This window comes from Sutterella sp. AM11-39, assembly GCF_003472385.1.
In the GTDB taxonomy this organism is placed as follows: Bacteria; Pseudomonadota; Gammaproteobacteria; order Burkholderiales; family Burkholderiaceae_F; genus Duodenibacillus; species Duodenibacillus intestinigallinarum.
Genome location: NZ_QRLV01000002.1, coordinates 63,696 through 82,773 on the forward strand (window position 1 = coordinate 63,696; position 19,078 = coordinate 82,773).

A 19,078-nucleotide genomic window follows, 5' to 3' on the forward strand; every position below is an offset into this window, starting at 1 on the left:
CTATTTGTTTCCGTCCAAGAAGGCTTTGACTTCCTTGAGAAATTCCTGAGGACACTCTTCCTGCGGCGAATGCCCGCAATCAAGCGCGCGGCCCGATACAACACTGGCCTTGTCCCGCCAGGTCTGCACCACGTCGTAAAGCTTTCCAACGGTGCCTCGAGCGCCCCAGAGCAGATGCAAAGGAGCTTGGATACGTTTATCCGCATCAGTCTTGTCGTCGACAAGATCTATCGTTGCTGCGGCACGATAGTCCTCACAGATGGCATGGATCGTTTCGGGCTTTCGATAGCTGCGCAGGTACTCTTCAAAAACCGCTTCCTCAAGTGAACCTTCAATCTTGAGCTGTCCCCGAATGTGGTGTCTCAGAAAATATTCCGGATCAAAGTTGATGAGCTTTTCCGGGAACGGTTCGGGCTGAATCAGAAAAAACCACCAGAAATAACGCGTCGCAAATTCTTTGTCAGTGCGCTCGTACATCGTAGCGGTCGGCGCGATGTCGATAAAAACAAGCCTGCGCACCCGCTCGGGCCAATCCAGCGCAAAACGATGCCCCACGCGCCCGCCGCGGTCATGTCCCACGAAGTCACATTGCTCAATGCCGAGTGTCTGCAGCATCAATTGCAAATCGCAAGCCATTTCACGTTTGCTGTAGGGACGATGATCCGGCATGCTCTCGGGCTTCGAGGAATCACCGTAGCCTCGCAAATCAACCAGAATCACTTTGCGATCCTTGGCCAATGCCGGCGCCACTTTGCGCCAGATCACATGCGTGTGCGGGTGACCGTGAACCATCAAAACCGGCGTTTTGTCGCCATCGCCTCCGATTGCTACGCGAAGCGTGATGCCGTTATTTAGTACGACATCAAACAATTTGAAATTATCGACAAAGGCGGACTCGCCACGAAACACGATTTTGGGATTTAACATCATCATTGTGCCTGGGTATCCTTTTCCGTCCAGCTCTTGGGATCAAACATGCTGCCGTTGACATGCCAGACACGTTCGATCAGATATCCCTCACCGCGCGACTTGCCCAAAATATGGATGCGCGGTTGCGGAGGTTCTACGCCCGTCCAAAGTGCGGCCGCCTTGGCCGCCGTCATAGGCGCATCGTCAGTCTTGAGTTCTCCTGCTTGTCCTGCTTTTTTCACCAACAACAAAGCATTGGAGCGAGCCGCTCCTGTGCCCATGCCGGCATCGGTAAAAATCTTGCTGTAGGCAGGATCGTCGCCGGCCGAATGATCACTGGCCAACACCACCGTCGTGTTGTCCCAAACGCCTTCTTTTTTCATCCAGTCGAACCACTTGGCAAGTGCCTTGAGCGCACACGTTTCCGTTGCCAGATGCGCAAGCGGCACCCCGTCGGAACTCATCTCACGCTTTGGGTTGGTCTGAATGCGGCAAACGCCCGGATCCATAAACCAAGGAAAATGTGTGAGTTCCGTATCAATGAACTTAAATGTACTCTTTTGCCGATTGGCATTGGACAATTCGGGCAATTGATCGAAAAGCGCCCAGTCCTTGAGAGCGCGCAGCACCAGAACTTCGTTCTTGTTTCCGAGGAAACTTTCAAACCAACGGCCGTCTCGATAGATCAGGTTTTTGCCGCTCCAGGGCACGGCGGAATAGACCGACACGGCAAGCAAAAACTCGTCGGTGTTGCCGCGGCCGATGGCGATGTCGTTGCGCTTGATGTAACGGTCGGTATAGGCGTCGCTCAGATAGCGAAGTCCAAGGACATCGTGATCGGTGTACTTTCGCAGGCGCATCTCTTCGAGCCAATTGCGCTCGTATAGCGAAACATCCCACTTGTCGCCGAGACGGTTGATGAAGTTGCCGTAACTGCGATTGATCTTTTCCGCCACCGATTCGCAGCCCTGCGCGTTGATGGCCAGCGGCGTGCAGTCATAGCCGCACAGAACCGAAGCAATGCCCGTATTGGTCGATGGACCGGCCGCCAGAGTATCGGGGTACCACACAAATCCGTCAAGATCGCGCTTGAGTTCCGGTTCGGCCTGCAGAATGCGCTCCATATGCGTACCGGTAAAAGCGTCCATCATGACAACGACAATGTTTTCCCCGGTCTTGGAAAAACCGAAAAGTCGGTCGTTGTAGTCGGGCAGCTCGTCGGCCGCCGTTTCCCGAGGAGCCGTATCGGTCTGCCACTGACCGCGGCTCTGCCACAGGAGGTATGAGCCGTTGACGAGCGAACCCACAATACACAGCACGAACACGCTCTTGATCCACCGGGTATGACCGGATCGAATCAGCCAGATATACGCCCCGAAGACCACAACGATGACGGAAAAGTCGGTAAAGAGATTAGCCGAGCGGAAAAGCGCAGAGGGATTACTGATTTGGAAAGCGTCGATCGTGCCGGTATCAAGCGGAAGCAAGAAGGCATATACGGTAAACAGAAGCGTCACCGCCCCCAGAAAATAACCCGCAAAGTTACGCGATCCGACGATACCGGCCAAAAAAGCAAACAACCACACAACAACGCCGATGCCGGCGCACCACAAAAGCGACTTAGCCAAAACGACATCAGGTGTGGAGAAAATTTCGACAGCCGTGCAATACGCCTGCACGGGAAGATATGCCGCCAGCAGCAACGTAATCCAGATACCGGCCGGAGCCAGTAGCGTTTCTGCCGGCTTAGTGGAACGCGCACTGTGCGCTTCGCTGTACAAAAAGCGTCGCAGATCAATGCCGGCGTGAAGCACGCCCAGAGCCGGAATCAAGAAAAGAAAACCCGAGCTCAAGGCAAAACTCTTGCGGTTGGCCCCGAAGAAATACCACTTGCCCCAAACGCGCAGACCGTAATACGCAGCTACAACAGTCAGAAGCAAGATAACCCAGTGATGCTTCCAAAGCCGCAACTTCACGGCCAGCACAACGGCGATGACAATGCTGGCGATATAGGCAAAGTCAGACGAAAGCGACACGGCGTTTTTGATGCTCTCCGGCACAAAAAAAGCCTGATTGCTCGATAGAAGCGCCAGAATGACGGCAACGCCCCAGAACATCAGCGGCACACCGTATAGGCACCCTCCGGGGAAGACTTCCGTTGATTGATGCGCAAAGCGGCCGCGTACCGCGCCAAAAATTGCCGCTGCGGGCTTCTGCACGCGCTCGAGCAGACTGTAAACGATGTTCTTTCCCAACGAAAAGATGTTGTTGCATGTCCAATAGAGCACCAGACCGCTTGCCGCGTCGTATAGCAACACCAGAAAGACCGCTGCCATGCCGTAGAGCTGCATCTTGTCGCGGCGCGTCATGTTATGCGTATAGACGAGCGCGCTTGCCAGATTGATGACGGTCATGAGAATCGGCAGCACGTTGACTGAAAACGCACCTAGATTGATCATGGCGTCGGGCTTGGACAAGTCAGCGATGCCGAAAAAGGAAACGCCCGCGAGAGGCTCGAAATGCGACAGGAAGTGATAAGCCGCAAAGAAGAACGGAATCTGAAGGAAAAAGCCCAACGATGAGCGCAGCGACAAAAACGGCGAGTAACCCGCTTGACGATGCATCGTCGAAATCATGGCAAAGCGTTCCTGCCCCTTGAAGGTACGCTTGATCATGGCCTCCTTGGCTTCAAAGCTCTTGCGCAGCGCGCGTTCGCCCTCCTGCCACTTTTCGGCCTTGATGTAGATGGGCAGAATCACCACGTTGACGGCCAGACTCATCACGACAATGGCCGGACCCCAGGCTTCGGTGTGCGAGTAGCCCCAAACCAAAGCCGCATGCATCCAGTATTCAAGCGGCGCAATCAAAAGCGTGTAAATGAAATCCAACATCGCTTACTGTCCCTTCTTTGCCTGCGTTTTGCGCGTCGATTGATTCTTGAGGCGTTCGACTTCGGCGACCAGAGCACGCGCAATCGGCATGCCGGCCGCACCGAAATTGACAACGTTTTCTTCGCGCAAGGCGAGAATTTTTTCGCGCGCACGAGAATCGTCGGCCAAAAGAGCCTGCACGGCCTCGACCACGTTTTTCTCGTCACCGGGCAATATGCGTTTACCCAACGTATCGAGCGCACTCACTTCCCAAGCTTCGTGCGGAATTTCCCACGCTTCGAACCCGTCCTTGAGCGGCCCCGCACCTACGCTTATCACCGGACGCAGGAAGACGAATGCAAAGTCAAAGATCACGCCCGAAATATCGCTTACCATCAGCTGCGCACGGGACAAAGACGCAAAACCGTCGGGCTGTCGATCCCATTCGACGTTGTCAAAAGGCAAGAGTTCCTGCGCGAGCTTATCCATCAATTCCGGTTCGGACACAAAACTTTGCGGATGCGGACGCAGGATCACGTGATACCCCGCTTGCGCAAGCATCTTCGGAATCATGGCGCCGGTTCGGGTCAGCAGACCGTTGCGGCCCCACGTGGGCGCCACAATGACAGTACCCGCTTGCGGAGGAGCCGCTCTCTTTGCCCGCTCCACCAGACCGTCCACATAGGGACAGCCGAGCTGCGTCAACTCTTTGGGGCGAGTTCCACGCAGCGACTCAAGCGCACGAAGACTCTTAACCTGTCCGGGGCCGGCGCAATAAACGGCGTCGTAGTAGTCGAAACTGAAAAGCTTGTAGGTGTGAATGTCACCCACGGCATGCACCACATGCACATAGCGACCGACGCCCGGAGAACGTCGGATCTGCAAGACGTCGATGCCGGGGGTCGTCAGCACAAACACCTTGGTCTGCAGAAATCCCAGCGCCGTATAGGCTGTGTTGGACTTGCCGATAAAGCGGGGATGCACACACTTAAAACCGGAGGTAAACACCGGATCCTTCTCGTCGCTCGTAAGATAAGAGCTCTCCACACCCAGCGTCTCGAGTGCCGCCAGAATGGGCTTGAACGTCGACCAATATGCCGCGCTTTCGGCATAGAACGTCAGCGTATTGTGCTTGAGGGCATCCGTCTTGCCGGTAAGTCGGAAAAAGAGACTTCTGAGCGTAGAAGGAAGCTTTCGGATCACAAAGTAGGCGCCCGAAATCAACCCCACAAAAACGGAAAGCAACATGCTGCCCGTACCGGGATCAAGATAGGCGTAGGCGGCCTGCGGCTCGAGCAGGACACTCAAAATAACGAACGTAATGGGAAGCGTGCGTCGCATGGCCGTTATCGGGAACATCGGTTGGTAAACACAGTACCGGAGGCCACAAGCGAGGCCGCTCGCACTGTCAACGCGCAAACAAAAATCAGGCACGACATGGCCGCGCCTTCACTGATAAAGCCGCTGTCGATCATGTCGATGGCTGCCACGGCCGCCACAATGCTCGAAGGGGTGTACAGAAACACCACCGCAGAGATTGTCGTCACAGCCGAAGCAAAAAGGTAGGAGAAAATATCGCAAAGTTCGGCACGACTCAAAGGCACAATCACCCGTGTAATCGTCACGAGCCGACCGGCACCCAACGTTTGACCAACCGTTTCGAACTTGCCGTTCATAGCACTCAGGCCGGCCTTTGCCGTAATGTGAGGTACGCTCCAGAGATGAATCACCGTATTGGCGATCACCAGAAAAAGACTGCCGAGCGTCCCCGTAAAAAGCGGCGTACCAGAAAAAGTCATCGCCCAAGCCAAGCCGAGCACCGTCCCCGGAATGCAGACGGGCAACGAGGCAAGTTTGTCGTAAGCCGCCCTCAAAAGGCCCGGCAACTGCGGCATGCGAACTGTCAGGTAGGCGCCCATCCACGCCAACATGGTTCCCAATGCCGCCACGGCAAAGCTCACGATCAGGGAATGCAGCCAGGGACTGATTCCGTAGGCTGAATTTCTAAAGGCGTAATTGCCCAACGTGAGCTGCGTTTCGTACGGCCAGAACGTGATGAAAGAACCATAGATCACAACGCCGATCACCAGCACTTCCGCACCGACCACACACCAGGCAAGAACGCCGGCCACAGCATCGCGCATCGGCGAAGGCTCGGGTTCTCTGACGTGGAACACCGCCTTCGTCTGTGTCTGAGAAAAGCGTCGCGTCACTTGAAGCGCCAAGAGCGCCGGAATGAGCAAGCCAAGACTCAAAAGCCCTGCTGCAGCAAAGTTTTGCTCGCCCACCGCCAACGCATAAATTTCGGTAGCAAGCATCGGAAAGTCGCCCGCAAGCATTTTCGGCACGCCGAAGTCGGTGATCGTCAAAATGAAGGCGATCATGAATGCGTTGGCCAGTCCCGCTCTGGCATGCACCAGCGTCACGGTTGCAAAGCGCCGCCAGGGACCGGCGCCGAGACTTCTTGCCGCCGCCAGGAGCTTCACATCCATGGTTGCCAGATTTAACCTCAGCTGCATCACTGTATGAGGCAAGGCAAAGACGAGTCCGGCCAAAAAGACGCCCATAGGACCGTAGAGGTCCAGATTGAAAAGCAAGCCGTTGCTGCCCACCAAATAGATGATCCCGATGGCAGGCATGATGGAGGGCGCAAACAACGGCGCCAAAAAGAGCACCTTGAGTGCACCGCGTCCGCAAGCGCGCGTCACCGTGATGGCATAGGCCACCACAAAGCCCAGCACGGTCGCCGTCAGAGCCACGACGGCCCCCATGACAATCGTATTGCCGACGGCCCGCAGGTTGTAAGGCGTTAAAAACGCTGCCGCTCCCGCCCCTTCTGCCACGACGAGAAGCGCGAGTTCGGCTAACGGCCAGAGAAGTCCTGCAGCCAAAAGAGCCACAAGCCCTCCGAGGAGGAGCTTGGGCATCGGGCCGTCGTACGTGCGGCTTAAACTCATTGCGCGCCCCATGTGCGCCAGGCGCTTTCCGGCAGTTCAACGGCAATGAGCGAATGTAGCGAAAACACCGATCGATCAGTATTGATGCGCAGTGCATCAGCCGTGATGGTTGTTTGGAAATCGTTCAGGAGAACCTTGACGCGTACCGCGTCGCCCATGAACTGAACGGCCTGAACTTGCCCGACGAATGTGTAAGGGCGAGTCAGCGCAGCTTCTGTGGCACGGTACAGCTTCACGTCGGCATAGCGCAGGCCCGTTGCCGCCCCCTCTCGAATCAAAGGCATGCGCACGATGTTCATGCCGCCCACAAAGGTCGCCACAAATTCGCTTGCCGGACGATCGTATATATCGTTCGGTTCATCAGCCTGTTCCACATGACCGGCATTCATTACAACAACATAATCCGAAAGCGACAGTGCTTCCTGTCGGTCGTGCGTCACCATCACCGTTGTCACACCCGAAGCCTCCTGAATCGCCCTGAGCTGTTCGCCGATGGAAGCCCGAGACCAGGCGTCGAGCGCAGACAGAGGTTCATCCAGAAGCAGCAGACGAGGATGTGGCGCCAGAGCCCGCGCAATTGCCACGCGCTGCTGCTGACCGCCGGAGAGCTCGGCCGGATAACGCTCGGACAGATCGGTGAGATACGTCAGTTCCAGCATCTCGTACAGGCGAGATGAAAGCGTTGCTTCGGACGCTTTCCTTGCCCTCAGTCCGTAAAGGATGTTTTCTTTGACCGTAAGATTTGGAAAAAGTGCGTAATTCTGAAACACAATGCCGATGCCGCGCTCTTCAACAGGCGTGTTCGTCACATCGTCTCCGTCAACCAAAACGCAACCGGCAGTGGGCTTTTCCAGTCCGGCAATCAACATCAGCGTCGTGCTCTTGCCGCAACCCGACGGTCCCAAAATGGACGTAAAACGCCCTGCCGGAATGTTGAGCGTCGTTTCGTAAAGTGCCGTTTGTTCACCGTACTTTTTGGTGAGGGCCTTGAGCTGCAGATTGGCGGCTTTGCGTTCGGTCATACCTGTCACATCCTTTTCCTTAGCGAGTGGCAAGCGCATACCAGCGCGCCAGAATTACATCTTTGTCCTTTGCAGCGCGGGCAAAATCCATCGGCAGGAAACGCTCGGCAATCCGTTTGCCCTCTTCAGTGCTAAAACCCTCCCGTGCCGCAATGCCGCTGAAATCAGCCGCAATTTGGCCGACGGCAGGTCCGGCGCAGAAATCCAAAAAGGCTTTCGCCTCCTGCGGATGAGGACACCCCCGCGGCAGCGCGCAGGCCTCCGCATCCCACGCAATGCCTTCTTCCGGCTGCACCACCGAGACGGGAGTTTTATATTTCAAAAAAGGCTTGAGAAAAGCGGCAGCACTCAATCCGATGGGAATTTCCCCCTGTGCCGCCATGGCTGCCGGCCGCGCGCCGCTTGCCGCATAAAAAAGCATGTTGGCGTGCAGCTTTTCGATCACCTCCCAGCCTTTCTTCTCGCCGAACCCCTGCACAAAACCGTGAAGAAACATCAGTCCCGTGCTCGAGGCTCTCGGGTTGGGCATGACAATCTGGTCCTGAAATTCAGATTGCAGCAAATCGGACCAGCTGCGCGGCACCGAAAGTCCTTTTTTCCTGAGAAGATCCGTATTGACACAGACCGATCCTCCCCAAGCGTTGATCCCGAACCAATGGTTATCCTTTTCCACCATCTTGGGATTGAGCTTTTCGACCTCGTGCGGAGCATAGGGCTCCAAAATACCTTTGGCTCTGAGGTTTTCCAGAGCAATGGCCGACACCCCCAGCACGGCGTCGGCCTGCACTCGGTCTTTCTCGGCAAGAAGACGAGCGCAGATCGGCCCTCCGGAAGCCCTCACATAGGTGATTTCGATGTCGGGACGAACGGCGGCAAAGGCGTTACGGTAAACGGCGAGCCACTCCGGCTCCACGGCCGTGTATACCGTGATGCGACGTTTCGCCTCGGCCGCCCTCACGGGTAGCGCCGACACGAATGGCAAAGCCAGCAAAGCCGCAAAACCGTCTCTGCGCTGCATCGGCAACTATTCGAGTCTGAATTCTTTCTTGATGAGCTCAATCATGAAGCGAGCCACCTTATCACCCGTGTTGCCTTTCTTGCTATCGATATTCATCTGAATCAAGCAATCGAGCACGCGCTCGCGCAACGTGGAGCTACTCACACCTTCCGTTCTAGGGAAGATGACAAGGCGTTCCGGACGCACATGATTGACATTGTCGGCGCCATGCACCAAGAGGTCACAGTGAACACTGTCCATGAATTCATCGTTGATGAGCCAGGGGCCGGCAACCACTTCCTTCACATAACGGATGCTTTCGAGAATTTCCTTGCGTTCCTCGAAGCTCAATTCCGGCGTGTAGCCCTTCTTTTTCTTGATTTCTTCGTCCGTGGTCAACACCACGACAACGTCGCCAATCTCGGCTGCTTTTTTCAGAAGCCGAATGTGGCCGTGGTGAATCAACGTGGCCGACATATCGACCATAACGCGCGGTCGCTCAGCGGTGGAAGCAGTCATAGGACACCAATCTCGTCAAAAGTTCAAAGCGGCCCAAAACAACAAATAGCCCCACCCGTTCCTCCGAACAGGAGGAAAAGTGTACGGCTGAAGAATTTTCGGGCAAAAACGTTTGACAGGAATTTTACGCCGTTGGTTTAAGTCGTTCGACTTTTTCGATTCAGAGAAGCGTTGCCATGTAGTAGGGCAAGTACCACACATCGTCCTGACACTTGATTTCACCGTGATGCAAGACGATAGCCTGTCCGATACGTTTGCCGAATTTCTCTTTGAATCGCTGCAACGATTTGATGCTCGAAGCCCCCGAAGACTTGACTTCAATGGGAATTATCTTCTTTGCTTGCCGAATCAAAAAATCAATCTCCATCGTCGTCTTTCTGGTTGCAGGATTTCGCTCCACGTAGAAGTAAGCCCGATGTCCATTCGCTTTCAGGCACTGCGCGACAACGTTTTCCACCAACATGCCTTCGTTGACTTGAAGCTGATCCCGCAGGACAGCTCTGTAGAGCTCATTTTCCAAATACAGCCGATCCGAGAAAGCCAGTGACACCAGAAGTCCGGTATCAGAGAGATAGCATTTGAATGCCGGGTCGGTAACGCCCAAATTGAACGCCGCGCTTGGATCGTCCACCTTGCTGGCAAGATTGACAATCATGGCTTCATCCAACCAACGTATTGGTCCTTGATAGTTACGAATCCTTGCACTGGAATCAATGTGAGATAGCACATAACGTTTGTCGTGCTTGGACAGTTCAGATGGAATTCGGTCGAAGAAATTTCTGACATAAACTGAATTTTCTTCGTTCTGTTCTTGCATATCGTTTTTGTACAGCGTAATGATCTGCTGCTTAACGAAATCCGCCTTTCCAAAATCCTTTCCATTGACAAATGCCTGAACAACTTGTGGCATGCCGCCCACCAGCATGTACTCGCTAAACGACCGCATCATGCCCTGATGCAGAGCCCCCATTGGTTTTCTATTGGCAAAGTGCTCCCGCATGAGCGGCATAGTAAATGTGTCTTCGCTCGCCCACAAAAATTCCTCAAAATCAAGAGGTTGCACCTCGAGCGTGTATTCCTCAGACGGAATCAGAATATCTTTGCTTCGTTTTGTGATGCCGGCAAGCGATCCGGTTTCGAGGTAGTCGTACCGCCCGTCTTCCAGAAGCGTTTTAAGCGCCTGCCGCGCCTGCGGAAAAAGCTGTATCTCATCTAGCACGATCAGAGACTTGCGGCGATGCAATTGTGTTTTGTATTCGAACTGAAGCTGAGCAAAGAAACCATCCAGATCGCGCAACCCATTGACGAACAAGTCTTTGACAACCTGATCAGCTTGGTCAAAGCGAATCAGAATGTAGCTTTCGTATGCTTCGCGTCCCAACTTTTCCGCAAGCGTTGTTTTGCCTACACGCCGAGCTCCTTTGAGAAACAGAGCGTAGTGAGGAGCGTACTTTTCCTTCCATTTGAGCATTTCCTGAAAAACTTTTCGCTCAAACATTGTTCGCAAATCTCCTTTTTCACAAATGCGCAGCAGTTTTCTGAGTCACTTTTCACAATTGCGCCACCATTTTTAGGCTCAATTATCACAAATGCGCAACAGTTTTTCGAGTAAATTTTCACAATTGCGCCAATTAACAATTCCTCCCTAACGCAAAAAAGGCCCGATCCCCTAGGGAACCGAGCCTGTATTTAAATCCTTGTTTAGCGACTGCTTAACCGCCGATGGAGTTGAGCTGTCCCGCGTAAAGGATAAAGAAGCGCAGGCACATCATGCCGACTACGCTGCACAGTGCCGAAATGACCACGGTAGCAAACGACTTCTTGAAGAAGGCGAACAACACGGGGCAAATAAAGCCTACGCACACAACGCCCACCCAAAATTCGGTTGCCCAGAAGCCGTCAACAAAAGCCTTTGCTGCCATCTGAGACGATTCGATACCTGTCATCAGAGCAAAAGCGATCATAAAGATGCACAGCGCTTCGGCAGCCATCACCGGCCACTCGGCCACGTGCAAAACATGCACATCGTGGCTTTCGTGCGATTCACCCAGCAGCACAGCGCCGAGCTGATTGCAGGCAATGCCCGCTGACAGCCCCGAAGCCACGAAAAGAGCCGGAAGAACAGCCGTGTTGATCAGCGGGAAACGCACCAAAGCACTGATCAGAAAGCCCGTGTAGGCGCAAACGGTAAGCGCAAACACCAGACCGATCCATGTGAGTACCGGCAGGATCTTTCGCAGCACGCTCAAAAGAGCGGCACCGCACGGAATGCCGTCCACAAGGCGCTTGACCGGTTCAAACTCGTAAAAGCTCACGAGCGTGACCAAGAACATCGTCGGGATGAACACCAAAAGAGCCATCACGCCGACACTCATCACCGAAGTCGGGTTGTAGAAGATAAGAATCTTCCAGAAATCCAACGGTTTGGTGAGGTCAAACACCAGACAGATCATGCCCAACAGAATCGTCACGAGCGCAATGAAGCTTGCCGCCTGAAAGAGCGGTGTGATCTGCGTCTGCTTTCTGAAGATGCGCACCAGAGCGGCCGCTGCAAACGCACCACCCGAAATGCCGGCCAGAAAGAGGTACACGGCAATCGGCCAGGGCCAGGCCACGTTTTCAGAAAAGCCGATCGTGAAATCAATGACTTGTTCCATTTACGACTCCTTCTTCAACGGGATGTAGCGCAGGCTGGGCTTGGTACCCAACTGCGGACGCACACGCACCGAGTCCTTGAAATCAAGAAGCTTGGTAACGAAAGCATTGGGATCGTTAACGTCACCAAACACCAGCGCGTCATATCGGCAGGCCGAAACGCAAGCCGGATCTTCGCCCTTGTGCAGGCGTGTATCCAAGCAGAAATTGCAGTGATCGGCCGCCCCCGTATCTTCGCGGATGTAGCGCACGTTGTAAGGGCAAGCCACGATGCAGTACTTGCAGCCGATGCAAAGATCCGCATCCACCGTCACAATTCCCGTTTCCTTGTCGCGATGAGCCGCCCCCGTCGGGCAGACACGAATGCAGGGCGCTTCCTCGCACTGCTGACACGACACGCGGGTATAGTGGCGATCCTTTTTATTGCTGCCGTCGGGCTTGACGCCGTTGAGCTGCATCAAGAGGCGAGATCGCCCTTTCGGAAGCTTGTTGGTCTCATTGCAGGCAATCTTGCATTCGCCGCAGCCGACACACTTGTTCTGGTCAAAGACCATCACGTAATGCGGCTGACTGTCCTGTCGGGAGACGCCGGTGCAGCCTGCCAAAGGCACTGCCGCAATACCCAACGCTGCCGTCCCGAGCAGTTGTCTGCGGTTAATTGTCGGTTTAGTCACAGTTTTTCTCCTGATCTGCAGACGCACGCCGAAGTCCGTTGTTTACAGACCATTGACGTGCGTCCTGCGTTATCCAAGTCCCCTTCGAGTTACTTGGTCGCGTGGCGATAGCCGCCGTTGTCGATCAGAACCTGTGCCTTGGCAAGGTAGCTCTCTGCCGCTGCCAACCGATCCTTGGTGTAATGCGAAGCGTGAGCGCCCCAACTGCCGTCCTTCTTGATCAGATCGGCAATTTCCGCAGCCTTATCCAGAAGCAGGCGAGCTTCAGTTTGATCAGCCGGCGTCATCTTCGTGATTTCCAAAAGCTTCGTGATGCGATCCACCCCCTTGACGACACGGTCCCAGCTTTCCTTCACAGGACGCTGAACCTTCTGCACCTCATAGGCAATTTCCTGCTGCGACTTGTAGATCAGCCCCTTGTCGAGTTCGGAAGTCGCAGGGCTGTGGCAGCCGCGGCCTTCGCAAACCGTCCAATCGGCCGGAGCGGGACGACCGCAGCTCCACTGCAGATCAACAAAACCGTGATCTTCTTTGTCGCGGCTGTACACCCATCCCTTTTCAGGATCCTTGGTCACCATGGAAGCCTGAGCATCCGTGTTGATCTTGTAGAGGTGCGCACGGCGGACAGCCGCAAAGCGATCCGTTCCCTTAAGCGCCTCCTCAAACTTGCTCACCACCGGGATGTTGGGCATGTGGCAACCGATGCAGTCGACATCCTTGTGAGAGCGCGTATGGCTTTGCATGTCAGCCTGCACCGTATGGCAGTCCTGGCAGGTTTTTTTCATGGGCGGATTGGTGACCTTAGCCATCCAATCGGGGCCGCCCTGACGCTGCTGATCGTGGCAGGTCACGCAGGTCAAGCCCTTTTCGAAATGCTTGCTCATGGCATGCTGCTCGAGCTTGTCGTTGTATACCTCAGCGATCAGTCGCTTGGTCTCCTCCGTACTACGTTCGATCTTGGTATTGGCGGCGTCACCGAGAGACTTCACGAAATCGGGCTTGCCCTGAATGTCGAATTCAGGCGCGGGCGTCGCGGCTGCAACGGTAAAACTCAATGCCGAACCCAAAGCCAGCACGCTCAAGGCGCTGATCGGGCGAAGCAGTTTTTTGAACGTTGTCATTCCTGTTTCCTTTCAATAGCGGTATTCACAACCGGTCTCTTTGCATGAGACCGCATCGATTAGGGATTCATCGCAGCTTCCAGCGCGACGTCGGCAAGGGCGTCGGCGTAGTCGTCTTCGATGTAGCGGTTCGAATAAAGAAACACCGCATCAACGCTGTTGGTTGTGAATCGAATGTCTTTTTTGTCGGGATCTTCCGAGATCTGTTTCAGAACCTGCTGAAGGTCTTCCGGCTTCATGTCAAAAGGCGGAGCCTGAAAGACATCAATCGGCGTCAGAGCCGGATAGATGCGTGAGGTTTCGCGCACCATGTCCACCACGGCTTCGATCGGGTTGTTTTTCGTCGAAAGCATGCGGGCGTAAGAACCCGACAAAAGCGGACGGAAATGGAAAAACTCCTTGTTGTCCCAGCTCTCGATTCGCCCGATGCCGTAGTCGCCGGCGAGTACTTCGTCCAAGACCTTATCGAAGTATTCGGGCGTGATTTCTCGTTCCTCGCCCTGCACTTCGTTCTCAGACTTTTCCTGAGCCTCGGCTGCGGCAAGCGCCTCGGTGACGCGCCCGGAAAGCAATGTGGCAATGAGTTCGCGGCGCGAGAAAGCTTCGCGCTGCGCCGCCATCGTCGGCACCTTGCCGGCATCGGCCTTCATTTCCTTTTTGGAGCGGAAATGCATGGGATGCTCGTTTTCAGGGTTGTGCAGCACCTTGTCGAACTTCGCCTGCGTCTGATCTACCAACTCCTGAGCCGTCGGCACGGGAGCCTTGGCGGCCGTCTTGCAAAACGCCTCATAGAGAGCATCGCGGTCAATCAACTCGACGCGCTTGGACGATTGCGTCACGATATCGATCAGCGTGAGCATGTCGGCCTGCATCTGCAGGATCGGTTCGGCCTTTTTCTCAACCGTAGTGATGTCGTTGTCTTTCATTTTTCAGAAGATTCTTTGGCTATATCTCGGTTGATCAGTACAGACCTTCCTTCTTGAGCGCCGGAAGCATCCAATCAAGACCGTAGGACTTGATGCAGCGTTCCGTCGGAGCACCGGTTTTCTGATCGAAATCCATCACATCGAAGAAGAGGTCGAAACTCTTTTCAATATCGGCGCGATCCATCACAATGGTTCCCTTCGTGAAAGGCTTGCGGCCCTTGGCGTCGTGGAAGATCCATTCCGGATAGCGGTCGTGCACGTGACGCATGTCGCGGTTCTTCAACTGACGCATCGTGTAGAGACGCTGCATCAGGAAGGCTCGCAGGCCGGCCTTATCGAGCTCGTCCTGAGTCATCTTGATTCCGGTAACGGCACTAAAGACCTTGCTTTCCATTTCGATGTCGCCGATGTAGCCCTTTTCGCGCAACGGAGAGAGTTCCCACGGTGCCGTCCACGAGCAAATGCCGAGCATGTCGTGCAATTCCTTACGCGCAATGCACCAGCGCAGGCGAACCATTTTTGCTCGCGAAGTCGGACGGTAGTCCTTGATGCCATCGACAGCGCTTTCATCACCCCAGAACTTGGCGGCAATCTTCTTTTGCAGCTCAAGAGGCAGACCTGATGTCGAGAAGTTGATGTGTGCATGGCACATCGGGTCGCGGTTGTACATGCAGTTCAACACCACGCCGATCTGACCGTCGTTTTCGTTGGAATGGTGCTTGGTGTGACCGATTGCCCAATAAAGTGCCTTTCCTTCCTTCTGCCATTCCTCTTCAGTCATGCCGAAATGCTTGAGCCAGACCGGCGTCGTTTCACCGAGCCAGCGACCGAATTCGCCCTTGCGGTATGCAATGCGCGGCAAAATATCCAGGAAAATCGACGGATCCGGATTTTCGATCTTGTTCCAATCGATGCTTTCATATTCTTCCTTCGGAAGCACCTTCTTCCAAAGGCCCTTTTCGTACATGACGCGGAAGTCGCGATGCAACTGACCGTAGTTGCACCAAATGCCCATATCGTCGATGGTTTGAACCCCCACGAGGTTGGCTTCGCGAGCAACGTCGCTCTTCAAATCCGACACGAGCTTCGGGAACCACCAGCGACCATAGAGCGGCATGCAGGTTTGTTCGGTAATTTTCTGAATGCCATACTTCTGCGCCGTGTGATCGTCACGAATAACCGAGTAGCAGCGAATCGGGCAGGCATAGCAGCCGGTGCTGCGCACTGTGTACTGCCACATGCCTTTGCCGAGATAGAACTCGGAAGAGCAGGTACGGTAGCCGATGTGGTTGAGATCGTGCGGATCCATCGCCTTTTCGGTGATGGTCACGGGCGGATTGGCTGCGCCCCAGACAGCACCCGGATAGGCCGACCAACGGCTCGCGGGCGTGTAGTACTCATGCAGCGGAGAGGGATTACGCGGAACGATGGACTGAGTATGAGCACCCAGGATGCTGCGGTGTTGATCCACGAGCTCTTCCCATTGCTTCGGGCTTGCCGCAATGTGCACGGCACCGTCGCCCCAGACAACGAGAGCCTTGAGCTTCTTTTTGCCCATGATGGAGCCGATGCCGCCGGCGCTGTGCGAGCGATCAACCATCATGTTGGACATCGGAACACCGTTTTCACCGGCCGGCCCGATCGTGCCGATGCTGACGTCGGGACGGGTTTCCTGAGCGAGCATTGAAGCCGAGCGGTAGGTACCCTGACCCCAGATGGCGCTGGCATCACGGAATTCAACCTTGTCGTTGTTGATGTAAAGATAGATGGGTTTGGCCGACTCGCCTTCGATGATCACGAAGTCCCAACCGGCAAACTTGAGCTTGTGTGCCAGTTCACCGCCCACATGAGCGCTCGAAATCAGCGACTGCGGATAAGCTGTAGGCCAAAGCGTCGTAATGGCGGTACGGCCCGAGCAGATGGCGCCCGTACCGGACAAGGGGCCCGGAGCGATCACGAGCTTGTTTTCAGGGTCATAGCAAGAGGTTTTGGGATCGACTTCTTCCCAAAAGACCTTGTAACCGATGGCGGTGCCGCCGATGTCGTCCTTAAAGCGGGGGAATGTGGCTTCAACCTTGACTTCTTGAGTCGTCAGATTGATGCGGAGACCTTTTCCCGTGTAGCCGCAAACTTTTTTCGTCATAGCAAGAAACCTTTCCTCTGATTAGCGGTGGCAGATCGAGCACTGCGCGTTGTTTTCCTGGGCGTAGTAGCCGTGCGTGGTGCGACGCGGACGATCTTCGGTACGGTCGATCCACGGGATGTAACGGATGGCGGCCGCCGGGCAGGCCTTCACACACTTCGGATCACCGTCACAAAGGAAACACTTGCTGGCTTTCTTCTCTTCGACGTCGAAGCTCATCATTCCCCACGGGCAGGCCTTTTCGCAGAGGTGGCAGCCGATGCAAAGCTTGGTATCGACCTTGCGGGCACCGGTCTTGGGATCCACGCGGATGGCCCCCTGGGGACAGGCGTTGGCGCACGGAACCGGGTGAGCACACTGTCGGCACGTTTCCTGAACCACCACGCCGTTGCCCCAAACGCCCTGCGTCATGGGCAGGCTCTGCGTACCTTCCGGTCCGAAGAACACATTGCGGGTGACCTTGATGCGGGCAAGTCTTGGCGAAGCCTTGCCTTCGTTGAATTCCGTGCAGGCTAGCTCACAGCGATGGCAGGCCACGCACAAATTGGGATCGGCAATCAAAACACCTTTGGCTGTCTCAAGCACAATGTAGGGACGCACGCCCTGCTTGGCTCTGGCCTCGTTGATCATCGTCAAAACAGCGGCCATGCTGGTTGCTTTGAGAAAGCCGCGGCGCGTGATGTCCTGAGGAAGCTCAAGGCTTTTGAGAAGTTCCTTAAGACCCATTTTTTTCTCCATTTTGATTTTTCGTTCTTTGCGCTTTTCGCATGATCGAAACGGGTCATCCCGATCACGCAAAAAGCGGCCGCCTGTTTAGGGGTAAACCGCGGCGCATCAAGCAAACACATCTCCCCTGGGAGCAGTCATCGGTTTGCCAGCAGAAATTCTTTCGAGCGAATTACTCGAGTAAGTCGACCTGCATCAAGAAACACTCAAATCGCTTTTTTGGCCAACCCTTTGATTTTGTTCCGTTATTCATTCATGTAACAGCGAAATAGGCATTTTGCTTACCCGGAGAAAAGTCGGCTCGCGGGCACAATCTCTCCAACCGCACAAGCGGAGGTTTGCGCCTGCCCGCAAACCGGCGGAAACCTTGCCGTTTGAACGCTCTTTTCTCGGACATCCTCATGGACTACTTCGTTTTGAAATCGGTGTGCATGCCTTCCGACTGGATGCGCGCCATCTGTTGCTCGGTACCGACCGAAAAAGCGCTCGGCATGGTCACGGCGAACGACGTGCGCTGCGTCTGCGACGTTCCCTGCTACACGAGCGCCCTGCGTGACGGCTGGGCCGTCCGCTCGTCTGACAACGGGAAAACAAGAACAGCTGCCGCCTGGAGCGTGGAAAACGGACGCTCTCACGCGCAGCTTGAGATCGGTCAGGCCATCTGGGTCAACACCGGCGGCACGGTGCCGCAAGGCGCCGATGCCGTGATTGCGTCCCGCAACAGCATGGATCTTCAAAAGATTCAGTCCTGCGTGGTTCCGGGCGACAACATCGAGCAACAAGGAAGCGACTGGAAGCTCGGAGAAGTGATCGTGCCGGCGGGCACTCGTGTCGGAGCCCGCGAAATGGCGCTCTTGTTTGAAGCCGGCGTCAAACGCGTGGCAGGCTGGGCCTCGCCTCGCGTAGCGGTCGTCGCCACCGGAAGCGAAATCACTCAAGAAGCCGATGGATTGTCAAGCGGCTTTCGACGTTGCAGCAACGCCTCTTACATTGCTGCTCTGATGTCACGCATCGGCGTGACGGACATCCGAACGATTGTGGTACCCGACGATATTCGGCAGCTCACGCGCACCCTGGTCGAACTCGATGCCGTCTGCGACGTGATCATTACCGTCGGCGGCACAGGAAAAGGTAAGCGAGACTACACGCGACAGGCCGTAAGCGATGCGGGCGGCGTCTTCGTCGGCCACGACACTCAGCTCGACTCGCCCTTTGTGACGGCGCGTCTGCCTCACGCGGGTCTTATCGGGCTTCCCGGCAATCCGTTAGCAGTTATGATGATCGTGCAGTGCGTTCTTCTGGAAAGTGTGCGATCCGTCTTTCATCTGCCCGAAGCACCGGCGCAAACCGTTGAAGCGGTCATGACCGAAGACATCGAAGCGGGAATCTGCGGGGAACTGTGCGTGAACGTAAACGAGTCCGCAGCGAAACCTCTGATCAAAGGCACAGGACGCATGCGCGTCTTTGATTCGGCACGCGGTTTTGTTCGCCTCAACGGGCAAGGCATCAAACGAGGCGAACGCGTGAGGGTCGAACTCTTTCGCAACTAAAGAAAGTTC

15 protein-coding genes are annotated in these 19,078 nt (G+C 55.1%); 1 reads left to right on the forward strand and 14 read right to left on the reverse strand.

Annotation, left to right across the window (positions count from 1 at the left end; all coding sequences use genetic code 11):
• The 14 genes from DW133_RS02110 to DW133_RS02175 form a co-directional block, all read right to left on the reverse strand.
• The gene (locus DW133_RS02110; protein ID WP_199588776.1) at positions 1–933 is read right to left on the reverse strand and encodes an alpha/beta fold hydrolase; all 933 of its coding nucleotides are present in this window, start codon (positions 931–933) and stop codon (positions 1–3) included.
• A complete protein-coding gene (gene yidC / locus DW133_RS02115; protein WP_118274790.1) occupies positions 930–3,800 on the reverse strand; it encodes a membrane protein insertase YidC in 2,871 nt (956 codons plus the stop codon). Before yidC ends, DW133_RS02110 begins: the two co-directional genes overlap by 4 nt.
• A 3-nt stretch (positions 3,801–3,803) precedes the next feature.
• Positions 3,804–5,120 (reverse strand): hypothetical protein, encoded by a 1,317-nt coding sequence (locus tag DW133_RS02120; RefSeq protein WP_118274792.1) that lies wholly within the window; start codon positions 5,118–5,120, stop codon positions 3,804–3,806.
• A 5-nt stretch (positions 5,121–5,125) separates the two neighbouring features.
• The gene (locus tag DW133_RS02125) at positions 5,126–6,736 is read right to left on the reverse strand and encodes an ABC transporter permease subunit (protein ID WP_158571091.1); all 1,611 of its coding nucleotides are present in this window, start codon (positions 6,734–6,736) and stop codon (positions 5,126–5,128) included.
• A complete protein-coding gene (locus tag DW133_RS02130) occupies positions 6,733–7,758 on the reverse strand; it encodes an ABC transporter ATP-binding protein (RefSeq protein ID WP_158571092.1) in 1,026 nt (341 codons plus the stop codon). Before DW133_RS02130 ends, DW133_RS02125 begins: the two co-directional genes overlap by 4 nt.
• Positions 7,759–7,777: 19 nt before the next feature.
• The gene (locus tag DW133_RS02135) at positions 7,778–8,776 is read right to left on the reverse strand and encodes an extracellular solute-binding protein (protein ID WP_118274798.1); all 999 of its coding nucleotides are present in this window, start codon (positions 8,774–8,776) and stop codon (positions 7,778–7,780) included.
• Positions 8,777–8,782: 6 nt separating this feature from the next.
• On the reverse strand, positions 8,783–9,274 hold the full coding sequence (locus DW133_RS02140; RefSeq protein WP_118274800.1) for an adenylyltransferase/cytidyltransferase family protein: 492 nt from the start codon (positions 9,272–9,274) through the stop codon (positions 8,783–8,785).
• A gap of 160 nt (positions 9,275–9,434) precedes the next feature.
• Entirely contained in the window at positions 9,435–10,772 is a 1,338-nt protein-coding gene (locus tag DW133_RS02145; protein WP_118274802.1) for an ATP-binding protein, read from the reverse strand.
• Between the two features lie 214 nt (positions 10,773–10,986).
• Positions 10,987–11,931 (reverse strand): NrfD/PsrC family molybdoenzyme membrane anchor subunit, encoded by a 945-nt coding sequence (nrfD, locus tag DW133_RS02150; protein ID WP_118274804.1) that lies wholly within the window; start codon positions 11,929–11,931, stop codon positions 10,987–10,989.
• Complete coding sequence (locus DW133_RS02155; protein WP_199588777.1) at positions 11,932–12,603, reverse strand: 4Fe-4S dicluster domain-containing protein; 672 nt, start codon at positions 12,601–12,603, stop codon at positions 11,932–11,934.
• A gap of 89 nt (positions 12,604–12,692) precedes the next feature.
• Positions 12,693–13,724 (reverse strand): cytochrome C, encoded by a 1,032-nt coding sequence (locus tag DW133_RS02160; RefSeq protein ID WP_118274806.1) that lies wholly within the window; start codon positions 13,722–13,724, stop codon positions 12,693–12,695.
• A gap of 59 nt (positions 13,725–13,783) precedes the next feature.
• Positions 13,784–14,650: a hypothetical protein gene (locus DW133_RS02165; protein ID WP_118274808.1), complete on the reverse strand. Its 867-nt coding sequence runs from the start codon at positions 14,648–14,650 to the stop codon at positions 13,784–13,786.
• A 34-nt stretch (positions 14,651–14,684) separates the two neighbouring features.
• The gene (locus DW133_RS02170; RefSeq protein WP_118274810.1) at positions 14,685–16,793 is read right to left on the reverse strand and encodes an aldehyde ferredoxin oxidoreductase N-terminal domain-containing protein; all 2,109 of its coding nucleotides are present in this window, start codon (positions 16,791–16,793) and stop codon (positions 14,685–14,687) included.
• 21 nt (positions 16,794–16,814) lie between these two features.
• Entirely contained in the window at positions 16,815–17,519 is a 705-nt protein-coding gene (locus DW133_RS02175) for a 4Fe-4S dicluster domain-containing protein (protein ID WP_118275182.1), read from the reverse strand.
• Positions 17,520–17,920: 401 nt separating this feature from the next.
• Between DW133_RS02175 and DW133_RS02180 the strand changes: the two genes are divergently transcribed.
• Entirely contained in the window at positions 17,921–19,069 is a 1,149-nt protein-coding gene (locus DW133_RS02180) for a molybdopterin molybdotransferase MoeA (protein ID WP_118274812.1), read from the forward strand.
• The last annotated feature ends 9 nt before the right edge of the window (positions 19,070–19,078 follow it).